Origin of the sequence: Streptomyces sp. NWU339 (genome assembly GCF_003143855.1) — a bacterium.
Lineage (GTDB): Bacteria > Actinomycetota > Actinomycetes > Streptomycetales > Streptomycetaceae > Streptomyces.
Window position 1 is genome coordinate 46455 of the sequence record NZ_QFRK01000036.1, and the last position, 20662, is coordinate 67116.

The following is a 20662-nucleotide window of genomic DNA, read 5'->3' on the forward strand; positions in this document are numbered from 1 at the left end:
CCTTACCGTTACTTTCAAGACCCTTGCTGTAAAGCTTTCAACGGCGATAACGTCACGCCCGAAGCCCGGTGCCGTGGCCGAAACAGGCCGCGCCGTGGCGTGGGGTCGGACCCGAATGAGCCGTAATCGCAAGGAGTTCACGCCTTGATACCCAGATGGCCCGCGCCCCCGAGGCGCCGCACCGTGCGGGGGAGGCGGATCGCCGCCGTCACCGCGACCGCCCTCGCCGCGGCCCTCGTGCAGCCCCTGGCGGCGAGTGCCGCCGCCGCACCGCCCAAGCCCCCGTCCGACGCCCACCTGGCGAAGGAGCCCGCGCGGCACGACCTGACCCGGGAGCAGTTCTACTTCGTGCTGCCGGACCGGTTCGCCAACGGGGACCCGAAGAACGACCGCGGCGGGCTCACCGGTTCGCGCCTGACCACCGGGTACGACCCCACCGACAAGGGCTTCTACCAGGGCGGCGACCTCAAGGGCCTCACCCAGAGACTCGACTACATCAAGGGGCTCGGCACCACCGCCATCTGGATGGCGCCGATCTTCAAGAACCAGCCCGTCCAGGGCACCGGCAAGGACGCGAGCGCCGGCTACCACGGGTACTGGATCACCGACTTCACCCAGGTCGACCCGCACTTCGGCACCAACAAGGACCTCGAGACCCTCATCGACAAGGCCCACGCCAAGGGCATGAAGGTCTTCTTCGACGTCATCACCAACCACACCGCCGACGTCGTCGACTACGAGGAGAAGTCCTACGACTACCTCTCCAAGGGCGCCTTCCCCTACCTGACCAAGGACGGCAAGCCCTTCGACGACGCCGACTACGCCGACGGCGCGAACAAGTTCCCGCGCGTCGACGCCGGTTCCTTCCCGCGCACCCCGGTCGTCCCCGCCGCGAAGAAGAACGTCAAGGTTCCGGCGTGGCTCAACGACCCGGCGATGTACCACAACCGGGGCGACTCCACCTTCGCCGGGGAGTCCAGCGAGTACGGCGACTTCTCCGGCCTCGACGACCTGTGGACCGAGCGTCCCGAGGTCGTCGACGGCATGGAGAAGATCTACCAGCGGTGGGTGAAGGACTTCGACATCGACGGCTTCCGGATCGACACCGTGAAGCACGTCAACATGGAGTTCTGGACCCAGTGGGCCACCGCCCTGGACGCCTACGCGGCCAAGAAGGGCCGGGACGACTTCTTCATGTTCGGCGAGGTCTACTCCGCCGACACGGACGTCACCGCCCCGTACGTCACCCAGGGCCGCCTCGACGCCACCCTCGACTTCCCGTTCCAGGAGGCGGCCCGCCAGTACGTCTCCCAGGGCGGCAGCGCCGAGAAGCCGGCCGCCGTCTTCGGTGACGACCACAAGTACACGACCGACAAGGCCAACGCCTACGAGCAGGTCACCTTCCTCGGCAACCACGACATGGGCCGCATCGGGACGTTCCTCAAGCAGGACAACCCGAAGGCGTCCGACGCCGAACTGCTGAAGAAGGCCATGCTGGCCAACGAGCTGATGTTCCTCAGCCGCGGCAACCCGGTCGTCTACTACGGCGACGAGCAGGGCTTCACCGGAGCCGGCGGCGACAAGGACGCCCGCCAGACCCTGTTCGCGTCCCGCACCGCCGACTACCTCGACGACGACCTCATCGGCACCGACCGCACCCACGCCGAGGACACCTACGACACGAAGGCCCCGCTCTACCGGCAGATCAGCGCCCTCGCGGAGCTCCGCAAGGCCCACCCGGCCCTCACCGACGGCGTCCAGCAGCAGCGGTACGCGGCCGACGGCCCCGGCGTCCACGCCTTCTCCCGCACCGGCACCGGCAAGGACACCACCGAGTACGTCGTCGCCTTCAACAACGCCGACGAGGCGAAGAAGGCCACCTTCGCGACCGACTCCGCCCGCATGGCGTTCCGCGGCATTCACGGCACCGACGCCTCCGTGACCAGCGGCGCCGACCGGAAGATCACCGTCACCGTCCCGGCCGGCTCGGCGATCGTCCTCAAGGCCGCGGGCGGGCTCGGCCGGCCCGCCACGAAGCCCACGGTCACCCTCAAGGCCCCCGAGGCCGGCGCCACCGGCACCGTCGAGCTCACCGCCGACGTCGAGGGCGGACAGCTCAACCGCGTCGTCTTCGCCGCCCAGACCGGCAACGGGAAGTGGCGGACCCTCGGCTCCGCCGACCACGCCCCCCACAAGGTCACCCACACCATCGGCGCGGACGTCCCCGCCGGCACCGCCCTGCGCTACAAGGCCGTCGTGATCGACTCGGCCGGACGCACCGCGAGCGCGACGGCCGCCTCCACCACCGGCGCCCCGCCCGTCGAGGAGCCGCCCTCCGCCGCCTCCCGCGACCACGCGATCGTCCACTACCAGCGCGCCGACGGCGACTACGACGACTGGGGCCTGTACGCCTGGGGCGACCTCGCCGAGGGCGAGGCCACCGAATGGCCGGACAGCCACCCCTTCACCGGCCGCGACGCCTACGGCGCCTTCGCGTACGTCAAGCTCAAGCCCGGTGCCTCGGACGTCGGCTTCCTCGTCATCGACGAGGACGGCAACAAGGACGTCTCCACCGACCGCACGATCGACGTCACCAGGACCGGTGAGATCTGGATCGAGCAGGGCAAGGAGACCGTCACCACCGAACGCCCCGAGTACCCGGCCCAGGACACGACCAAGGCGATCCTCCACTACCACCGCACGGACGGGAACTACGACGGCTGGGGTCTGCACACCTGGACCGGCGCCGCGGACCCCACCGACTGGTCGAACCCCCTGAAGCCGGTGAGGACCGACGCCTACGGCGCGGTCTTCGAGGTGCCGCTCACCGAGGGTGCCACCAGTCTCAGCTACATCATCCACAAGGGCGACGAGAAGGACCTCCCGTCCGACCAGTCGCTCGACCTCAAGGCCAACGGCCATGAGGTGTGGCTGGTGAGCGGCCAGGAGAGGTACCTGCTGCCGCAGCCCGCCGGTTCCGCGGCCGCCCTCGACCTGACCGCCTCCAAGGCGGTCTGGATCGATCGGGACACCGTCGTCTGGAACGGCTCCGACGCCGCCGCCTCCACCCAGCTCCTCGCCTCCCGGACCGGCTCGATCAAGGCGCAGGACGGCACGCTCACCGGCGGCGACGACATGCGCGTGCTCCGGCTGACGAAGACGTCGCTCACCGACGCGCAGAAGGCGAGGTTCCCGCACCTGAAGGACGACACCGCCTGGACCGTCGACCCGCGCGACCGGGACCGCGTGCGCGAGGCCCTGCGCGGCCAGGTCGTCGCCTCCCAGCGGGCCGCCACCGGCGCCGTGCTCGCCGCGACCGGAGTGCAGACCGCGGGCGTCCTCGACGACCTGTACGCGGCCGGCGCGACCAGGGCGGAGCTCGGCCCCGTCTTCCGCGACGGCCGGCCCACGCTCTCCGTGTGGGCACCGACCGCGCAGGACGTCTCGCTGGAGATCGGCGGCTCCACCGCCCGCATGCGGCGCGACGACGCCACCGGCGTCTGGTCCGTCACCGGTCCGAAGTCCTGGAAGGGCAAGCCCTACCGGTACGTGGTGAAGGTGTGGGCGCCCAGCACCCGCGAGGTCGTCACCAACAAGGTCACCGACCCGTACTCGCTGGCCCTGACCACCGACTCCGCGCGCAGCCTCGTCGTCGACCTCGGCGACCGCGATCTCGCCCCCCGGGGCTGGTCGGACCTGGACAAGCCGAAGGCCGTACCGCTGAAGGACGCCCAGATCCAGGAGCTGCACATCCGCGACTTCTCCGTCGAGGACCGCACGGCGAAGCAGCCCGGCACCTACCTCGCCTTCACCGACAAGGACAGCGACGGTTCGAAGCACCTGCGTGAGCTGGCCGAGGCCGGCACCTCGTACGTGCACCTGCTGCCCGCGTTCGACATCGCCACCATCCCCGAGAAGAAGTCCGACCGGGCCACCGTCGACTGCGACCTGGCCTCCTTCCCGGCCGACTCCGACAAGCAGCAGGAGTGCGTGGCGAAGGCCGCCGCCAAGGACGCCTACAACTGGGGCTACGACCCGTACCACTACACGGTCCCCGAGGGCTCCTACGCCACCGACCCGGAGGGCACGACCCGCACGGTCGAGTTCCGGAAGATGGTCAAGGCGCTCAACGAGGACGGCCTGCGCGTCGTGCTGGACGTCGTCTACAACCACACCGCGGCGAGCGGCCAGGCGGACACCAGCGTCCTGGACCGGATCGTGCCCGGCTACTACCAGCGGCTGCTGGCCGACGGCTCCGTCGCCAACAGCACCTGCTGCGCCAACACGGCCCCCGAGAACGCCATGATGGGCAAGCTCGTCGTCGACTCGGTCGTCACCTGGGCCAAGGAGTACAAGGTCGACGGCTTCCGCTTCGACCTCATGGGCCACCACCCGAAGGCCAACATGCTCGCCGTGCGCAAGGCCCTCGACGCGCTGACCCCGAAGAAGGACGGCGTCGACGGCAAGAAGATCATCCTGTACGGCGAGGGCTGGAACTTCGGCGAGATCGCCGACGACGCCCGCTTCGAGCAGGCCACGCAGCAGAACATGGCCGGCACCGGCATCGCCACCTTCTCCGACCGGGCCCGTGACGCCGTCCGCGGCGGCGGCCCCTTCGACGAGGACCCCGGCGTCCAGGGCTTCGCGTCCGGCCTCCACACCGACCCGAACTCCTCGAAGAGCAACGGTACCGAGGCCGAGCAGAAGGCCCGGCTCCTGCACTACCAGGACCTGATCAAGGTGGGTCTGAGCGGCAACCTCGCCGAGTACCGCTTCACCGACACCGAAGGAAAGGAGGTCAAGGGCTCCCAGGTCGACTACAACGGCTCCCCGGCCGGATACGCCCACGCCCCCGGCGACGCCCTCGCCTACGCCGACGCGCACGACAACGAGTCCCTGTTCGACGCGCTCGCCTTCAAGCTGCCGAGCTCCGTGAGCGCCGACGACCGGGCGCGTGCGCAGGTCCTCGCCATGGCGACGGCCACCCTGTCCCAGGGCCCGGCCCTCTCCCAGGCAGGCACCGACCTGCTGCGCTCCAAGTCCCTGGACCGCAACTCCTACGACAGCGGCGACTGGTTCAACGCCATCCACTGGAACTGCGCCGCCGGCAACGGCTTCGGCCGCGGTCTGCCGCCGGCCGCCGACAACGCGGACAAGTGGCCCTATGCCAAGCCTCTGCTGGGCGCGGTGCAGGTCGGCTGCCCGCAGATCGAGGGCGCCTCGGCCGCGTACCGGGACCTGCTGAAGATCCGTACGACGGAACCGGTCTTCTCCCTCGACACCGCCGGGCAGGTGCAGTCCCGGCTGTCCTTCCCGCTGTCCGGAAAGGGCGAGACGCCCGGCGTGATCACGATGCGGCTCGGTGACCTGGTCGTGGTGTTCAACGCCACGCCGAAGCAGCAGGAGCAGCGCGTCGACGCCCTCGCCGGCACCGGCCACCGCCTGCACCCGGTGCAGGCCGCCGGGGCGGACCCGGTGGTGAAGACCTCGTCCTACGCGGCGAAGACCGGCACCTTCACCGTCCCGGCCCGCACGGTCGCGGTGTTCACCACGACCGGCTGACGGACGGCGCGGGCTAAGGTGGGCCCTCCGACCTGCAACTGGAGGGCCCACCGATGCCGCAGATCACCGTCGACTACTCCGATCAGCTGAAGGCCGGCTTCGACTTCGACCGGCCCGCCTTCGCACGGGACCTGCACACCACCGTGGTGGAGATCGCGGCGGCGAGGCCGGCGGCGTGCAAGACCCGGTTCCGCCGGACCGAGGACGTCGTGGTCGGCCCCGACATCGACGGCCACGCCCTGGTGCACGTCCACATCGGACTGCTCCCCGGGCGGACCGAGGAGACCAAGGCCCGGCTCACGGAGGCCGTCCTGGAGCTGGTGCGGCAGCACGTGAAGTCTCTCGACGGCACGGTCCTGCACGCCTCCGCGGAGGTACGCGAGCTCGACGCTTCGTACCGGAAGTTCGAAGAGTAGAAGAGTAGGGGAGTAGGAGAGTAGGAGCCGGGCGACCGGTCAGGGCGAGGACGCCAGCGCGATCAGCCGGGTGACCAGATCGGCGAACGGCCCGTCACCCGGCTCGTCCTTGAGCAGGCCGCGCAGCAGCCTGCTCAGCTCCTCGTCGTGCGCCGCGGCGACGGCGGCGAGCGCCGCGAAGTCGTGCACCAACTGGGCCTCCAGCTCGGCCCGCGGTATGCGCCGGCCGTCCAGCCAGATCAGCGCCGTCGACTCGGCGAGCGAGATCCAGGAACGCACCACCAGATCCAGCTGCGCGGGCGGGTCCACCGCGCCCATGTGCGACAGGATCTGTTCGTACGCCCGCTGCCGTACGGAGTCGACCAGCGCGTTGGTGGTCGAGGAGCCGACTGCCGGGCCGCCGCGCATCAGGGCGGAGAAACCCGGCCCGTGCTCGTCGACGAAGTCGAAGTACCGGCCCATCACGCGCAGCAGCCGAGCTCCCAGCGGGCCCTCGTGTGGCTCCACGAACCGCGACGCGAGGTCGTCCGAGGCCCGCCTCAACGCGGCCTCGTAGAGGCTGAGTTTGCCGGGGAAGTAGTGGTAGACCAGCGGGCGCGAGATACCGGCCGCCGATGCGATCTCGTCGATGGAGACGTCGTCGGGCGAGCGACGGCTGAACAGTTCGAGGGCGACGCCGATCAACTGCTGCCGGCGCTCCTCGACTCCCATTCTGCGGCGTGCCCCGGTAGTCATGCCCCCAGCCTACCGATCGATTCCGGACTCGAACGGTCCGGACCGGGCGGTGATGATCACCGGGTCAGCCGAGGCCGGTGAGGGAGCCTCCGTCCTTCAGGGTGCCCACGAGGTCGGCCTGGGCGCCCCGTTCGGCCTCGACGGTCAGCAGGTTGCCCTGCGCGGTGCCCTCGACACCGCCCTTCGCGGTGACGGACGTCGTACCGCGACTGCCGGCGGCCAGCAGGTACCAGGTGCCCGCCGGGGACTTCCACAGCACCCCGGCCAGCACCCGCGGCTCACGCGCCCCGCACTGCGGGACGTCCTCGGCCTTGGCCACCACCGTCCCGAACGGCCCGCCCGGCGTGTGGAACTGCGCCAGTACCCGGGTGCCACCGCCCCGCCAGGTCTCGGCCCGCGTGCACACCCAGTCCGCCGGGCCCGCCCCGCCGTCCGGCAGCGGCTGCTCGGCGAACGCCCACGTGTTCACGCTCCGGACGCCCGCCGAACGCACCGAGGCCAGCGAGCACGCGAACGGCGCCCAGGCAGCACGCAGCGCCTTGGCGCCGGATGTCTTGCCGGCGGCCCCGGGCCGTCCCGCGGTCAGCCGGGCCGGGACCAGCTCGGCGAGGTCGGTCATCAGCCGGGTGCCGGTCCCGTCGGTCAGCTCCAGCACGTTCCACGAGGTGCACGAGCCGGCCCGCAGCGCCGGGCTGGCCAGCGGCGAGGTGACACCGTCGGCGAGCGTGAGGTCCGTCGCGCCGGTGTCGGGCTCGCGCAGGTCCCGCCGACGGGCCTCACGCACCCAAGGGGCCGTCAGATAACGGACGTTGCCGTCGACCCGGCTCAGCACCACCGCACTCGCCCCGGCCCTGTCCGCGCCGTCGACCCGGGCGAGGTCGAGGACGGCGCCCCGGGCGCCGCCCTTCGGCTCGGCGTACCTGGCGATGCGCAGGCCGTCGTGGAGGATCACCACGCGCGCGCTGTCGACCGTCCCCGCGTACAGCAGCTGGGGCGGCCCGGCCGGGCCGCCGGACGGGGTGCCCGGCGTCGCCGACGCCTGGACCCGCTCGCCGGGCCGGGCCCACACGGCGAGGGCGCGGCGCAGCAGGTCGGTGTCACCGGTCAGGTCGCCGCGGGCGGGCCACACGGAGAAGTCGGTGCGCGCGGAGGTCTTCCAGGCGGCGGGGGAGACCCGGGTCAGCTTCGCCGGGTCCAGGGCGGCCTGCGCGGCCGGGTTCCGCGCGTACGGCGGCGCGGCGGCACCGTCGGGCCCCCAGCCGTCACCGGGCAGCCCGAGCAGCGCGCCGCAGACGACGAGCGCGCACCCCGCGGTCAGCGCGGCCTTCAGGTGCCGGCGGCGGCGCAGCAGATCGGTGGGCCGGGCCTGGAGGGAGCAGGGGTCGAACTCGGGGGAGTCGAGCAGCCGGTACTCGGCCGGCACCTCGTCGGCCTCGCACAGCGCGGCGGCCGCGTCGGCGACCCCCGCGTCGGTGAGCACCTTGCGCACGTCCTCGTCGGCGAGCCGCTCGAGGCCCCGCAGCACGTAGGCGGCGCGGGCCGGTCCGGACAGGGCGGACAGCCGCTGGTCCAGGGCGAGTTCGTCGGCGCCACCGGACCGCGGGTGCAACCGCAGCCCCCACACCCGGGGCAACGGCGGTGACAGCAGCGCCCGCCTGAGCGGCCCGCCCGCCCGCAGCGCCGTACGCACCACCTGCAGCCGGACCAGCGCGTACCCGGGATCGCCGTCCCGCCCGGGGGACGGGGCGGCCTGCGGGGCCTCGGCGGACTGGACGGTCTGGGCGGGGATCACGGGCGCCGCGGTGCGGCCGCGGGGCAGTGCGCGCTGGGCCAGGGCGTGCGCGGTCAGTACCCGCCTGCTCCGGCCCGTACCCGGCGGCAGCAGCAGGTAGGCGAGCCGGACGAGCCGCGGATAGTGCTCGGCGAGCGCGGCCTCGGCCTGTTCGACATCGACGACCGGGCCGTCGGAGGAGGAGGAGTGCGGGGGGCGCTGGGCGGCATGCTGTGACTGCACGCCCAGCAGAACGAGCCAACCGGCCGGTAGGTCACTGGGCCGTCCGGACGGCGTCGCCCGACTCGGCCGCGTGCGTGTTGAGCACTGCACGCGCCGGAGCCGTATCGAAGGCGGAGAGCCCCGTGCCGGGGCTCCGTGCGGCATGTCGCCGGAAGGACCGGAGGAACTCATGAGGCTGACCCGACAGATGCTCGCGCTGACCGGCGCGGTGGCGGTCCTGGCACTGGCGGGCTGCGGGTCCGGCGGAGCCGAGAGCGAGGTGCCCGCCACGGCCACCGGCAGTCTGGAGCACCTGGCCGCCGAGGCGAAGTGCAAGCCGGACATGCAGACCGACGCCGACACGATCCGTCAGGCCATCTGCAAGGCGGGCAAGGAGAAGTACGTCCTGGCCACCTTCGCCACCGACCGCGGCCAGCGCGAGTGGATCGACATGGCCAAGGACTACGGCGGTCACTACCTCGTCGGGCGCAAGTGGGTCGCCGTCGGCGAGGAGAACGTGCTCGACGACCTGCGCGGCCGGCTCGGCGGCGACGTGGAGGAGGGCATCGACCACAGCAGCATGGACCACGGCGGCGGTGCGCACGCCTCCGGCCACGCCGGGCACGGAGGCTGAACGAGCGGCACCGGGCGCACCGGGCACACGAGAGGAGGGCCGGTGGCGGGATCCCCGCCACCGGCCCTCCTCCTCTCAGTGGGCGACCGAGGGGACTACGTGCAGTTCTTGCCCTTGTTGATGCACTTGACCACCTTGTTCATCAGGCTCTCGTCCATGACGTTGATGAAGTCGTTGTGGTCGGTGATCGGCTTGTGCAGCTGCTCCGGGAAGCTGTCCACTGCGTACGGGTTCTTCACCTGACCGTTCTCGATGGTCGGGGTGGGAACGTCGTACACCAGGCGGACCTGGAGCTGCGGAATGGCCTTGAAGCCGTTCGGGCAGCTGCCGTCCGCCTGGACGAACGCCACGTGGTCACGGTGGTTGGCGCTGTCGGCGTTCTGTCCGTCCCAGCAGCTCTGGAAGTTGGACGTGCGCACGAGCTGGCTGCCCTCGGGGCACAGCACGTACTTGTCCGTGGACTGCCGGTCCTCGAAGCCGGTGCAGCTGTACGAGGTGTTGGCGTTCTTGAGACCGTTGGTGAACGCCTTGGCGTCACCGGTGATGATGCGCATGAGCTTCGGGATCGCGACGACCTTGCTCCGCTTGTTGCCGACGAACCGGAGCTGGGCCTCCTGCGCCTGCAGGATCCTGCCGACGTTGCCCTCGGCGCCGCCGCCCTGGTCGGCCGCGTCGAACTCCTGGGTGCCGTCCTGCACGCGCAGCACCGGCCAGAAGTACGAGGACTTGTCGCCCTGGTTCTGGCAGCTGGTCCCGGCGGCGACCAGGTCGTCGTCGCTGGAGAGCGAGCTGTTGTTCTGGTTGCCGACGTAGTCGTGCATGTGGTGCGCGCCGTTCGCGACACCGGGGGCCACGATGATGTTGTCGCTGTTGTGCAGCTTGTTCTCGTTGACGCCGCACTTCGTGGTGAAGCTGCCCTTGGAACCGGACCTGCCGTTGGCGGCCAGACCGTTCGGCAGGTCGCGCGAGTTCGGCTGGACGTCGTTGATGTCGATGAAGTCATCGGCGAACGGGCCCGCGGCGCCGTTGCCGTTGTCGTTCGGGGTCTGCCCCTCGCCCTGGCCCTGGCCGTTGTCCTGGCCCTGGTCATTGCCCTGGCCGTTGTCCTGACCGCCGCCGTTCTGACCGTCGCCGTTCTGACCGTCGCCGTTCTGACCGTCGGTCGGCTGCGGCTGGTCGGCGGGGCGGCCGGAGCAGGGGGCGAGTTCGTCCAGGTTCCCGGGGGCCTGGCCGCCCGCGCGGTTGATCTCCAGCTTGATCCGGTCGAGGAGCACCTTACGACGGTCCTTGAGCGGACCCAGAATGGCATTCTGGACGTACTGCGAGTCCCCGGCCTGAGCCTGGCGCGTGGTGACCAGGCGCTGGTAGGCGTCGGTGATCTGCTGGTCCATCGAGGCCAGTTCACCGTCGACCTCACCGCGGGCCTGGTCCGGCACGTCGGAGAGCTGCTGGCCGACGTCCGGGCAGTCGATCGTGGCGATCTGCGCCGCGCTCGTCTTCGTCCGGTTCTGCGACGGGCCCGACTCGCCGGCCGAGGCGTAGAAGTTCGCCCAGACCAGCCCGCCCCCACCGAGCGCCAGGGCCGCCGTCCCGGCCACGGCTTTGGCGGCCAACGGCATACGGCGTTTTCTTGTATTGCGTCCCATTGAACTCCTCTGACCTTCCTTGCGGGGCATCCCATTGCGGGGCATCGAGGCGCCCGACAGGAGTGAAGCGGCTCCCTTGAGTACGGGAGCCGCCCCACGGGTGTTCACCCGTCTCGGAAATTGATGAGAAGTTCGTACGGCACTCTGGTTTCAACACCCCCTGCGATACGGGTAGTTGTCGATCGTGGACGTCGAGTGAGGGTGCGGGTCCGGTTTCACCGGCTCTGGCCTCCCCCGGCCGCGAGGACCTTCGCCTCCACCTCCGGGTCGAGCCCCTTGAGCGTCCGGTCCGGGCGATGGGGTGCCGTTCCGCCGACGGCCCGCAGCCAGCGCCAGGTGTCGGCCACGGTCTCGGCGACGGGACGGCAGCGCAGCCCCGTCGCGACCGCCCGGGAGACGTCCGCGCAGTGCAGGGCGCCGTGCGCTTCGCTGTCCGGCGGCACCCACACCGGCAGCTGCGTCCACGGTTCGATGCCGGCCTGAAGGATCACCTCCGGCGCAGTCCACCGCAGCTCGGCCGTGCCCCCGGTCACCTCCGCGCACGCCTCCAGCAGCGCGCCGATCGTGGCGTGCCCCTGCGGGCCGAACAGGTTGTACGGGCCGCTCAGCTCCCGCTGGGCCGCCCCGAGGATCCACTCGGCGAGGTCGCGGACGTCGATGTACTGGACGGGCAGGTCACGCGGCCCCGGAGCGAGGGCCGGGCCGCCGCGTGCCATCCGGTTCAGCCACCAGGGCAGTCGGCCGACGTTCTCGTACGGCCCGAGGATCAGCCCCGCCCGCACCAGCACCGACCGGTCCGCGCCGAAGGCGTCCACGGCGGCCAGCTCGCCGCCCCGCTTGTCCTGCGGGTACTCGGTGAGGTCGGCGTCCGCGCGGGCGCCCGCCACCACCGGGGCCTGCTCGGTGTACCCGGCGGGCGCGGGCCACTCGTACACCGAGCAGCTCGACACGTACACGTACCGTCCGGCGCGGCCCCGCAGCAGCCGCGCCGTGTCCCGGACGGCGCGCGGGGCGGCCGACCAGGTGTCGACGACGACGTCCCACTCACCGGCCGCCTCGTCCAGGGCGGCCAGACCGTCGACGGCGGTCCGGTCGCCCAGCAGCGACCGGACGCCCGGCGGGGCCTCGTGCCGCCCCCGGTGGAAGACGGTCACCTCCCAGCCCCGCCCGAGCGCCGCCTCCACCACGGCCCGCCCCGCGAACTCCGTACCGCCCAGCATCAGAAGCCTCATACCGTCCGACTCTGCCGGGTCGGGCGGGCCGGGGGAACAGGAATCTGCCGAGGGCAGAGCAGAGCGGGGACAGGCCGCCCTCAGGGTGTGTACTTGTAGCCGACCCGGCGCACGGTCTGGATCCTGCCCCGGTGCTCGGCGCCCAGCTTGCGGCGCAGCCGGGCGACGTGGACGTCGACGGTGCGGCCGTCGCCCACATGACCGTAGCCCCACACGGTGGCGACCAGGTGGTCGCGGGTGTGCACCCGGTTCGGGTGTGCCACGAGATGGGCGAGCAGCTCGAACTCCAGGTAGGTGAGGTCGAGTTGCCGCCCGTCCACCTCGGCGGTGCGCCGCACGGCGTCGACCCGGACCGGCACGTCGTCCCCAGGGGGCGCGGCGGGGGCGGACGACGGGTCGGCGTCCGGTACCGCCACCGGGAACGGCGGCTGCTGGTCGGCGGGGACCAGCACCAGGTAGCCGACCATGGGCGGGCGTCCGGGCAGGACGGGCAGGGTGTGCTGCGGTGCGGGCAGCCAGGTGGCCCCCGGAGGGAGCAGGTCCGCGACCGTGACGACCTCGTCCGGGGCGACGGCCCGCAGCCGGTGGCGGGGACGGCCGTCGGCCGGGACGGTACGGGGCGCGATGGGGGCGGCGGGTGTGGAGGACGCCGAGGTCACGGAGTTCGCGGCGCGCACGGAGTTCGCGGGGGTCGCAGCGTTCGCGAGGTTCACGGGATTCGTGGAGTTTGCGGGGGAGAGGGAACGAGTGGTCGCCATGAGGGGTCAGCTCTTTCGCGCGAAGGGTTCGTCGAGAGGACTCGACCGCCACGAGTTCGTGGTCGGGCCGGTCGAGGACGTACGCGGTTCGCGCCGGCGGAAGGCCGGGAGGTACGGCGTCAGAGGGCCGGCGCGGTCGTCGCGCGGCAACACTCGCGGTCGAAGTCGTCGTGCTGACGGGAGGGCCAGAAGGGCTCGAGGTCCTGACGACCTGTCGCGATGAGCTCCCGGAAACCGTCCATGCCCCCATTGAAGCAGACCAAGGCTCCCGGCAGGAGCCCCGGTTCACCACGTGGACTGTGGGGTGCGGGCTTCTCGCTCCTCCCTGAACGCAGGGAGCCCTCCCCCGCTCTCGACGGCGGTCGAGCAGGGAAGGGCTCCCGTCACACCCCGAGGCGGCGACCCGGGTCGGGGCGGTACCGTGGCACGCCCCGCCCCCCGAACTGGGTCCGCGCCCCGGAGGGCTTGTGGCGGCCCGGGGTCAGCCCACCTTCTCGATGAGCGCCCGGCGGATCAGGAACTTGCCGGGCTCCCGGACCTGCTCGAAAGCCGCGTCGTTGAGCAGGGCGCAGCTGCCGGACACCCCGGTGACCTCCACCGTCGTGGACTTGTTGTTGTCCAGGTTGGTGACCTTCAGCTTGGTCCCGGCCGGGAACTGGTTGCTGGACGCCGCCGGGGCGCCGGCCTCACCGGAGAGGGTGACCGTGGAGCCGTTGCACACCTGCTCGCCGGAGGCCGCCGCGCCGTCGCCGCCCGGGTTCTGCGCGGCGTCGCCCCCGCCGGCCTGCTCACCGGGGGCGGGCTGAGCGGGCTGCGCGGGCTGAGCGGGCTGTGCCAGCTGGGAGTCCTGAGCCGACTCCCCAACCGTGCACCCGGACGCCCTCTGCTTGAGCTCGATCTCGGCGATGACCGCTTCGCGGTTGGCGATCCGCGCCTCGGACTGCGCATCGGGATTGGCCCGTTGGCCCTCGATGAACTTCTGGTTGTTGCCGAGCGCCGTGGCGAGACCCTGGCAGACCGTCGAGTCGGCCGCCGACTTGGTGGTGGACGCCGCCGTCTGGGAGGCATTCGACGTGCTCGCCATGACGAAAGCACCGCCGCCGGCCACCGTCGCGGCGCTCAGCAGCAACGCGAGCTTCTTCTTGGGGCCGAGAGTTCTCCTGCGCGACATGCGCGCCTCCTGAAGCGGTAGGGGAACGTACGCCGCTATGTACGAGATGCCGAACGAAGTTACTCAGCGGTCCGGCGGACTCCCCGGAGTGGCCTGCGTCACAGCCGCTTGGTCTCAGGCGTCAGGCGTCTGACGGGACAGGGCGTCCCGTACCGCATCCTCGCTGCGGGCCACTACCGCCGTGCCGTCCTCGGCCGTGATGATCGGACGCTGGATCAGCTCGGGGTGCTCGGCGAGCGCCGCGATCCAGCGCTCCCGTGAACCGGCGTCCCGCGGCCACTCCTTGAGCCCGAGTTCCCCGGCGGCCGCCTCCCCGGTGCGGGTGATGTCCCACGGCTCCAGCCCCAGCCGCTCCAGCACCTCACGGATCTCGCCCTGACTCGGCACGTCCTCCAGATAGCGGCGGACGGTGTAGTCGGCGCCCTCGGCGTCCAGCAGGGTGAGGGCGCTGCGGCACTTGGAACAGGCCGGATTGATCCAGATCTCCATGCCGCTCACCGTACGCCCCCTCCGCTCTCCGCCGAGCCGCTGTTCGAATTCCCCATCGCCCCCGGGGGGCACCTTCCGAACCAGGCGTTCCACAGCCGGAACACCTTCTTCACCTGGGCGTTCGGTGACTTCTCCGGGGCCTTCGGATGTCAGTGCCGGGCAGTAAACTGGAAGCAGTGTTCGAGGGTGTTGCCGGGATCGGCGTGGATCTCGGTGGGCACCCTGACCGCGACAGGAGGATGCCGTGCCCGCTGCCGCACTGAAGCCGAAGCCCCTGCCCACCCAGTCCACCGCGAAGCGTCCCGTCCTGCTCGAAACGCCCTGCGCGCCCGTTGAGAAGCGGCCGCTGCCGCCGGGCCGCCCGCGGGAGTGGTACGTCACGCACAACCGCCGGCTCAAGGCGATGCGGCTCGCCATCGCCCTGCTCGACTCCGGCGTCTACCTGCCCGATCAGGCACCCGACGAGACGATACGAAGCACGGCGGAACTGATCGGAATCCACCCGCCGTCGAACACGACCTGCCGCATGGTCCGCTCCTTCATGCGCTGCAACCGCTAGCCGACAGGGTCGACGGGCGGGGTCTGTTTCAGGAGGACAGCCCCGCCTCCCACTTGCGCCGCTTCAGGACGTACTCGCTGAACAGATGGCCGGCCCGGTCGAGCAGTTCGCCCACCTCCGGGTCCCCGGGGCGCGCGTCGGCGGCCGGATGCCAGCGCTGCACCGACTGTCCGGCCCACATCCGCAGCCTGTCGTCCGGATCCTCCAGCAGGGCGACCGCCGCCCGCAGTCCGATGACCCCGCCCCGGGCATCGAACAGCCGGAACGCGGCGACCCGAACATGCCGGGGGCGCCCGGTATCGAGGAACCCCATCAGACGGTTAGCGGGGAGCGCCCCGGAGAGGGGAAGCAGAGCGATGGCCGCCTCCCGCACCACACCGGACGCGGGGTCGTCGAGCAGCGGCAACAGCTGCTCCGTGTCGCTCACGTCGAGGGTGCGCAGCCCGACCACCGCCCGTGCCCGTACGGCCGGTGCCGGGTGGGCGAGCAGCGGCCACAGCAGTTCCGCGTCGGCGCGCTGTCCGCACTCCGCCAGTCCGATGACCGCACCGGGCGGCACCGCCGGGTCCGCCGGGTCCGTGCACCGCTCCCGATACCAGGGCAGCGGATCCGTCCCGTGCTGTCGTAGAACGTAGCGCGCGCAGGCCCGGACGACCGCGGACCGGTCGGCGAGGAACTCCACCGCCCACTCGGGCCGCCCGGCCCGCCTCAGCGCGGTGACACCGGCCGACCGTGCCCGTGGGTTGCGCGCGCCCAGCAGCGGCTCCAGTACGTCGTCCCGGTCGTCCCGGCTCTCGCCGGTGCTTGTGGCAGCCAGGGCGGCGTCGGCGCAGAGGGCCTGGACGACCGTGTCGTCGTCCCGGGCGGCGTGGCGGGCCAGCTCACCGGGGGAGAGGAGACCTCCTCCGACGACCGACCGGAAGGCGAACCGGCGCAGGGTGCGGTCGGGGTGGGTGCACAGGGGCAGCAGCAGTTCGTGCGGAGCCCGGCGGAGCGCGGTACCGAGCAGTTCGAGGCCGAAGCCCCCGCGTTCGCGGCGGGCGACCCGCAGAACCAGCGGTGCGAGGGAGACAACCGTCTCCGCACTCACCTCCCCGGCGAGGGTCTCGACCAGCAACTGCCGGGCCCGTTCGCGCACGGGCGCTGCCCAGTCGGCGGCACGCACGACGAGCAGGGGAAACAGCACGGGGTGCTCCGCCACCCCGACCAGCGCACGCTCACGTATCCGCCCGTCGGGATGGCACAGGGCGAGAACCAGCAGCGACTCTTCCGGCAGCCCGACGGCTGCTGGGTCCGGCAGCGGCGCGGACCGATACCGCACCGACGCGCGCACGCCTTCGTCCAGCGCGATCCAGGCACTCCCACTCGGTTCGGCGATGTCCAGCACCTCACCGAGGGCGGCGCCCCGGGCCAGGCGCGCCGCCTCCGTCTCCCCGCTGAAGACGCCCTTGTTCATCCCGCGCTGATCAGTACGGGCGGAAGTTGATGTAACCGAGGAAAACGATCACCGCAGCGACGCAGCCGAGGACCACGGCCGTGGAGACCCATGACGACGAGCTGCGGGACGCCCTGCGCTCCGGCTCACCGCGGAACGGGACCGGGCCGGGCGGGTTGTCCTTCCAGCGTGCGGCGAGCATCCGGGCGCGGGCCGATGGCTCCTTGCGCTCGGCCCTGTCCGCCCACTTGATGTCGAACTCGCGCTCCTCGTCGTCCCTTTCGGGCATCCCCGTGAACCTCTCTCGAACAGCAGTGCCAGTTTTCCATCATTCCTCTCCGGGCCCACCGAGGAAAGCACGTTCCAGACATACGACAGCTCACCCGTCCCACGTACCTCATGCACATCCCATGTGACACGTCAGGAAGCGTCCAGGCACGTGACCTCAAAGACCTTGTGTCGGGCGGTGTGATCGACGTCTGTGCGCGTCTGGGGGGCGTCGGCCGCCTCGGGGGCGTGGCGACCGACGCTGGTTGCGCTCCCTCGACCTGTCCAGAGTATGGAGACCACCGCCGGTGCCCTCCACCGTTACCTGACGGGCGGACCTCAGGTATCGCCGGACGCTTGGAAGCAGGCGAGCGCTACCAGCCAGGGGAGGCATGACAACAAGCACGGCTGAAGCTGATGAGGCTTTGTGAGAACGGCTCTGCCCGGAATATCGAGAGACCATGCTGTCCGGATTCGACCACCGGGGGCTGGCCCATGAACTCGACCAGAAGCACGCCCATCGCATCCGGCGCGACGTGATCTCAGGCTTCCCTCCACCGACGGAGGAACCGGCTCCGGCCGCGCCACTTCAATGCAGCACCGTCGAACGTCCATTGCCACCCGTGCTCGAGTGCGTGCGGCAAGTCGCTCGCGATCAAGGAAACCGGCAGGGCAATCTTCCCGGCGGAACCGCCTGGTGGCTCACCGACGAGGCCGACGGCTTCCCCGGCGACCGCGAAGTCGTCTTCGGGTTGGCCGACTCGGTCATGCATCAGGGCACCTGCTACCCGCACACCGCCGACGGGATTCCCTTGCTGGCCGGTCTCGCAGCCCACGAGGACATTCGTCCCGCGCATCGAGCCGTTTTCACCACGTTCCTGTTCGAAGCAGCCACCATCGGGCAGCGCCTGGCTGCTTCCGGGGCCGACCGCAGAGTCGCCCTGGGCCTTCCGCTGGAGGAGAGAGAGGACGAACTCGAGGCCCGCCACGCGGTCGAAGCCGCAGCGCCGTACCTCCTGGACCGCTGGGACAGTGAGGACGAAGCCGTGCAGTTCACGCTCGCCGCCCTCGCGGCAGCGACTCGGCACAGCGCCTCGAGTGCACGGATCCTGCACCTGGCGGAGCGCTGGAGCACGGGGCCCCGGACGGATGCTCTGCGTCTTGCAGCTGCTCTGGCCGGCACCGACTCCGCCGAGGTGGCCACCGTTCTCCGCGGCATCGTCGAGAGCGGTGTCATACGTCCCGACAAGGTCCCGAGTCCTCTCGCGCCCACACGAGGCGCGGCGCTTGATCTGCTCAAATCCCTGGTCGAGCGGGAGATGTCTCCGCTGTCGGCCCCATGAGGCAGCGATGCTCACCGGGCTTCGCCCCGCTCTCCTTGACCAGGAGACCGGGGAGGCTGCCGCCGTGCGCAGAGCCCGGAGAGTCGGCGAGGGCCGCTACCCCGACCATGGGGTAGCGGCCCTCGCAGCGTTTCCGGCCCGAAGCCGGAGAAGTGGCCGGGTGGTTCACACTCGGTGCGCAAGGGGTCGGAGAACGGACAGCGACAGCGAGAACTGCTGAGAAGTGTTTTCGCAGGTCACAGTATGTTTACAGGGCTTCCGTCCAGGTCGCCCGACCCCGCATCTCACACGTCGAAGTACAGCTCGAACTCGTGCGGGTGCGGGCGGAGGGCCAGGGGGGCGATCTCGCTGGTGCGCTTCAGGTCGATCCAGGTCTCGATCAGGTCGGTCGTGAAGACGTCGCCCTGGAGGAGGAACTCGTGGTCGGCCTCGAGGTGGTCGAGGACGGCGGTGAGGGAGGTCGGGACCTGGGCCACGTTGGCGTGCTCCTCGGGAGCCAGCTCGTAGAGGTCCTTGTCGATCGGCTCGGCCGGCTCGATCTTGTTCTTGATGCCGTCCAGGCCCGCGAGCATCAGGGCCGAGAACGCCAGGTACGGGTTGCCGGAGGCGTCCGGGGCACGGAACTCGACGCGCTTGGCCTTCGGGTTCGAGCCGGTGATCGGGATGCGCATCGCGGCGGAACGGTTGCGCTGCGAGTACACCAGGTTCACCGGGGCCTCGAAGCCCGGCACCAGGCGGTGGTACGAGTTCACCGTCGGGTTGGTGAAGGCCAGCAGCGACGGGGCGTGCCTGAGAATGCCGCCGATGTAGTAGCGGGCCATGTCCGACAGGCCGGCGTAGCCCTGCTCGTCGTAGAACAGCGGTTCGCCGCCCGCCCACAGCGACTGGTGGACGTGCATGCCCGAGCCGTTGTCACCGAAGATCGGCTTCGGCATGAAGGTCGCGGTCTTGCCGTTGCGCCAGGCGACGTTCTTCACGATGTACTTGAAGAGCTGCAGGTCGTCGGCGGCGGCGAGCAGGGTGTTGAACTTGTAGTTGATCTCGGCCTGGCCGGCGGTGCCCACCTCGTGGTGCTGGCGCTCGACCTTCAGGCCGGAGCGGGCCAGCTCCAGCGAGATCTCGGCGCGCAGGTCGGCGAAGTGGTCGACCGGCGGGACCGGGAAGTAGCCGCCCTTGTAGCGGACCTTGTAGCCGCGGTTGTCCTCCAGCGCGCCGGTGTTCCAGGCGCCCGCCTCGGAGTCGATGTGGTAGAAGGACTCGTTCTCGGACGTCTTGAAGCGCACGCTGTCGAAGACGTAGAACTCGGCCTCGGCGCCGAAGAACGCGGTGTCCGCGATGCCCGTGGAGGCCAGGTACGCCTCGGCCTTCCTGGCCACGTTGCGCGGGTCGCGGGAGTACTGCTCGCCCGTGATCGGGTCGTGGATGAAGAAGTTGATGTTCAGCGTCTTGTCGCGGCGGAACGCGTCGAGCCTCGCGGTCGAGAGGTCCGCGCGCAGCGACATGTCCGACTCGTGGATGGCCTGGAAACCACGGATCGAGGATCCGTCGAAGGCCAGCTCCTCGTCCGGGTCGAACGCTTCGGCGGGCACCGTGACGTGCTGCATCACACCCGGGAGGTCGCAGAAGCGGACGTCGATGAACTTGACGTCCTCGTCCGCGATGAACTTCTTGGCCTCGTCGGCGTTCTGGAACATCCAGCTCCTCCTACTCCCGACCGTCCCGCCGGGGTGGTAGATCGTTCGTGCGGCCGGTGCAGGTGGCCCGCGTTGTACTCGACCCTAGGGACGGGGCATTTCTCCGGCGTGACCCATTTGTTTCACACAAGTTAACCAGCGCATTCCCCATGGTGGTCCGGACACACGTCGCCGTCGCGCCTCGTCCCGCGCCCGGCCCGCCCCCCGCTGTCCCCCGGCCGTATTCGGGCGCAGTACCGTGTAGGGGTGGACAACAGGCAGGTAATCGGATCGTGGCTTTCCGGGCCGCGCGCGGCCCTGGAAGAGGCCGGCGCCGACCTCGGATACCGGGGTGAGCAGCTCGGGCTGCCGGAGGACGGGCCGGGCTCCATCGCTCGTCCGGGCCGGAGGCTGGGCGCCCTGGCCGTCGACTGGGGCCTGTGCGCGCTGGTCGCATCCGGCCTGATCACCAACGGCTTCAACGGGCAGACGACCAGCAACTGGACGCTGCTGGTGTTCTTCGTGCTGAGCGTTCTCACCGTCGGCACGCTCGGGTTCACTCCCGGCAAGCGCCTGTTCCGCCTGCGCGTCGTCGCCGTGGACAGTGGCCAGGTGCAGCCGCTGCGCGGCCTGGTCCGCTCCGCGCTGCTCTGCCTCGCCCTCCCCGCCCTGATCTGGGACCGCGACGGCCGCGGCCTGCACGACCGACTGGCCCGCACGGTCGAGGTCCGGATCTGAGCCGGACCCGA

The 20662-nt window shown here is 70.9% G+C and carries 17 protein-coding genes; 6 read left to right on the top strand and 11 right to left on the bottom strand.

Annotated features, from left to right (window positions below; genetic code table 11):
- Nucleotides 1–144: 144 nt before the first annotated feature.
- On the top strand, nucleotides 145–5562 hold the full coding sequence (gene pulA, locus DIZ27_RS31480; protein ID WP_109381830.1) for a pullulanase-type alpha-1,6-glucosidase: 5418 nt from the start codon (nucleotides 145–147) through the stop codon (nucleotides 5560–5562).
- A 53-nt stretch (nucleotides 5563–5615) separates the two neighbouring features.
- Nucleotides 5616–5978, top strand: coding sequence for a 5-carboxymethyl-2-hydroxymuconate Delta-isomerase (locus tag DIZ27_RS31485; RefSeq protein ID WP_109381831.1), 363 nt, complete (start codon nucleotides 5616–5618; stop codon nucleotides 5976–5978).
- Nucleotides 5979–6017: 39 nt separating this feature from the next.
- On the opposite strand, the gene DIZ27_RS31490 is transcribed toward DIZ27_RS31485, so the two are convergent.
- Both DIZ27_RS31490 and DIZ27_RS31495 read right to left on the bottom strand, forming a co-directional pair.
- Complete coding sequence (locus tag DIZ27_RS31490; protein WP_109381832.1) at nucleotides 6018–6713, bottom strand: TetR/AcrR family transcriptional regulator; 696 nt, start codon at nucleotides 6711–6713, stop codon at nucleotides 6018–6020.
- 64 nt (nucleotides 6714–6777) lie between these two features.
- On the bottom strand, nucleotides 6778–8727 hold the full coding sequence (locus DIZ27_RS31495) for a hypothetical protein (RefSeq protein WP_109381833.1): 1950 nt from the start codon (nucleotides 8725–8727) through the stop codon (nucleotides 6778–6780).
- Between the two features lie 169 nt (nucleotides 8728–8896).
- On the opposite strand from DIZ27_RS31495, the gene DIZ27_RS31500 reads away from it, so the two are divergent.
- Nucleotides 8897–9340: a hypothetical protein gene (locus DIZ27_RS31500; RefSeq protein WP_109381860.1), complete on the top strand. Its 444-nt coding sequence runs from the start codon at nucleotides 8897–8899 to the stop codon at nucleotides 9338–9340.
- 95 nt (nucleotides 9341–9435) lie between these two features.
- On the opposite strand, the gene DIZ27_RS31505 is transcribed toward DIZ27_RS31500, so the two are convergent.
- The 6 genes from DIZ27_RS31505 to DIZ27_RS31530 form a co-directional block, all read right to left on the bottom strand.
- On the bottom strand, nucleotides 9436–10986 hold the full coding sequence (locus DIZ27_RS31505) for a DUF1996 domain-containing protein (RefSeq protein ID WP_109381834.1): 1551 nt from the start codon (nucleotides 10984–10986) through the stop codon (nucleotides 9436–9438).
- Nucleotides 10987–11201: 215 nt separating this feature from the next.
- Nucleotides 11202–12218, bottom strand: a complete 1017-nt coding sequence (locus tag DIZ27_RS31510; protein WP_109381835.1) for an SDR family oxidoreductase — start codon at nucleotides 12216–12218, stop codon at nucleotides 11202–11204.
- A gap of 80 nt (nucleotides 12219–12298) precedes the next feature.
- Nucleotides 12299–12976 (bottom strand): winged helix-turn-helix domain-containing protein, encoded by a 678-nt coding sequence (locus DIZ27_RS31515; RefSeq protein ID WP_109381836.1) that lies wholly within the window; start codon nucleotides 12974–12976, stop codon nucleotides 12299–12301.
- Nucleotides 12977–13095: 119 nt separating this feature from the next.
- The gene (locus DIZ27_RS47600) at nucleotides 13096–13218 is read right to left on the bottom strand and encodes a hypothetical protein (protein ID WP_109381837.1); all 123 of its coding nucleotides are present in this window, start codon (nucleotides 13216–13218) and stop codon (nucleotides 13096–13098) included.
- A 239-nt stretch (nucleotides 13219–13457) separates the two neighbouring features.
- Complete coding sequence (locus DIZ27_RS31525) at nucleotides 13458–14147, bottom strand: hypothetical protein (RefSeq protein WP_109381838.1); 690 nt, start codon at nucleotides 14145–14147, stop codon at nucleotides 13458–13460.
- Between the two features lie 114 nt (nucleotides 14148–14261).
- Nucleotides 14262–14636 carry an ArsC/Spx/MgsR family protein gene (locus DIZ27_RS31530; RefSeq protein ID WP_109381861.1) on the bottom strand — a complete coding sequence of 125 codons (375 nt, stop codon included), beginning with the start codon at nucleotides 14634–14636 and terminating at the stop codon, nucleotides 14262–14264.
- A gap of 244 nt (nucleotides 14637–14880) precedes the next feature.
- Between DIZ27_RS31530 and DIZ27_RS31535 the strand changes: the two genes are divergently transcribed.
- The gene (locus tag DIZ27_RS31535) at nucleotides 14881–15195 is read left to right on the top strand and encodes a hypothetical protein (RefSeq protein ID WP_109381839.1); all 315 of its coding nucleotides are present in this window, start codon (nucleotides 14881–14883) and stop codon (nucleotides 15193–15195) included.
- Between the two features lie 28 nt (nucleotides 15196–15223).
- On the opposite strand, the gene DIZ27_RS31540 is transcribed toward DIZ27_RS31535, so the two are convergent.
- Both DIZ27_RS31540 and DIZ27_RS31545 read right to left on the bottom strand, forming a co-directional pair.
- On the bottom strand, nucleotides 15224–16651 hold the full coding sequence (locus DIZ27_RS31540; RefSeq protein WP_109381840.1) for a HEAT repeat domain-containing protein: 1428 nt from the start codon (nucleotides 16649–16651) through the stop codon (nucleotides 15224–15226).
- Between the two features lie 10 nt (nucleotides 16652–16661).
- On the bottom strand, nucleotides 16662–16919 hold the full coding sequence (locus tag DIZ27_RS31545; protein WP_109381841.1) for a hypothetical protein: 258 nt from the start codon (nucleotides 16917–16919) through the stop codon (nucleotides 16662–16664).
- Between the two features lie 613 nt (nucleotides 16920–17532).
- Here DIZ27_RS31545 and DIZ27_RS31550 point away from each other — a divergent pair.
- Nucleotides 17533–18240, top strand: coding sequence for a hypothetical protein (locus tag DIZ27_RS31550; protein WP_146229026.1), 708 nt, complete (start codon nucleotides 17533–17535; stop codon nucleotides 18238–18240).
- A 284-nt stretch (nucleotides 18241–18524) separates the two neighbouring features.
- On the opposite strand, the gene glnA is transcribed toward DIZ27_RS31550, so the two are convergent.
- Nucleotides 18525–19934 (bottom strand): type I glutamate--ammonia ligase, encoded by a 1410-nt coding sequence (gene glnA / locus DIZ27_RS31555; protein ID WP_109381843.1) that lies wholly within the window; start codon nucleotides 19932–19934, stop codon nucleotides 18525–18527.
- Nucleotides 19935–20180: 246 nt separating this feature from the next.
- On the opposite strand from glnA, the gene DIZ27_RS31560 reads away from it, so the two are divergent.
- On the top strand, nucleotides 20181–20651 hold the full coding sequence (locus tag DIZ27_RS31560; protein ID WP_109381844.1) for an RDD family protein: 471 nt from the start codon (nucleotides 20181–20183) through the stop codon (nucleotides 20649–20651).
- The last annotated feature ends 11 nt before the right edge of the window (nucleotides 20652–20662 follow it).

Coding starts and splice junctions, on each gene's coding strand:
- DIZ27_RS31505 (WP_109381834.1), bottom strand. CDS start 10,986: ATGGGACGCAATACAAGAAAACGCCGTATGCCGTTGGCCGCCAAAGCC.
- DIZ27_RS31515 (WP_109381836.1), bottom strand. CDS start 12,976: ATGGCGACCACTCGTTCCCTCTCCCCCGCAAACTCCACGAATCCCGTG.
- DIZ27_RS31540 (WP_109381840.1), bottom strand. CDS start 16,651: ATGAACAAGGGCGTCTTCAGCGGGGAGACGGAGGCGGCGCGCCTGGCC.
- DIZ27_RS47600 (WP_109381837.1), bottom strand. CDS start 13,218: ATGGACGGTTTCCGGGAGCTCATCGCGACAGGTCGTCAGGACCTCGAG.
- DIZ27_RS31500 (WP_109381860.1), top strand. CDS start 8,897: ATGAGGCTGACCCGACAGATGCTCGCGCTGACCGGCGCGGTGGCGGTC.
- DIZ27_RS31485 (WP_109381831.1), top strand. CDS start 5,616: ATGCCGCAGATCACCGTCGACTACTCCGATCAGCTGAAGGCCGGCTTC.
- glnA (WP_109381843.1), bottom strand. CDS start 19,934: ATGTTCCAGAACGCCGACGAGGCCAAGAAGTTCATCGCGGACGAGGAC.
- DIZ27_RS31490 (WP_109381832.1), bottom strand. CDS start 6,713: ATGACTACCGGGGCACGCCGCAGAATGGGAGTCGAGGAGCGCCGGCAG.
- DIZ27_RS31530 (WP_109381861.1), bottom strand. CDS start 14,636: ATGGAGATCTGGATCAATCCGGCCTGTTCCAAGTGCCGCAGCGCCCTC.
- DIZ27_RS31510 (WP_109381835.1), bottom strand. CDS start 12,218: ATGAGGCTTCTGATGCTGGGCGGTACGGAGTTCGCGGGGCGGGCCGTG.
- DIZ27_RS31525 (WP_109381838.1), bottom strand. CDS start 14,147: ATGTCGCGCAGGAGAACTCTCGGCCCCAAGAAGAAGCTCGCGTTGCTG.
- DIZ27_RS31545 (WP_109381841.1), bottom strand. CDS start 16,919: ATGCCCGAAAGGGACGACGAGGAGCGCGAGTTCGACATCAAGTGGGCG.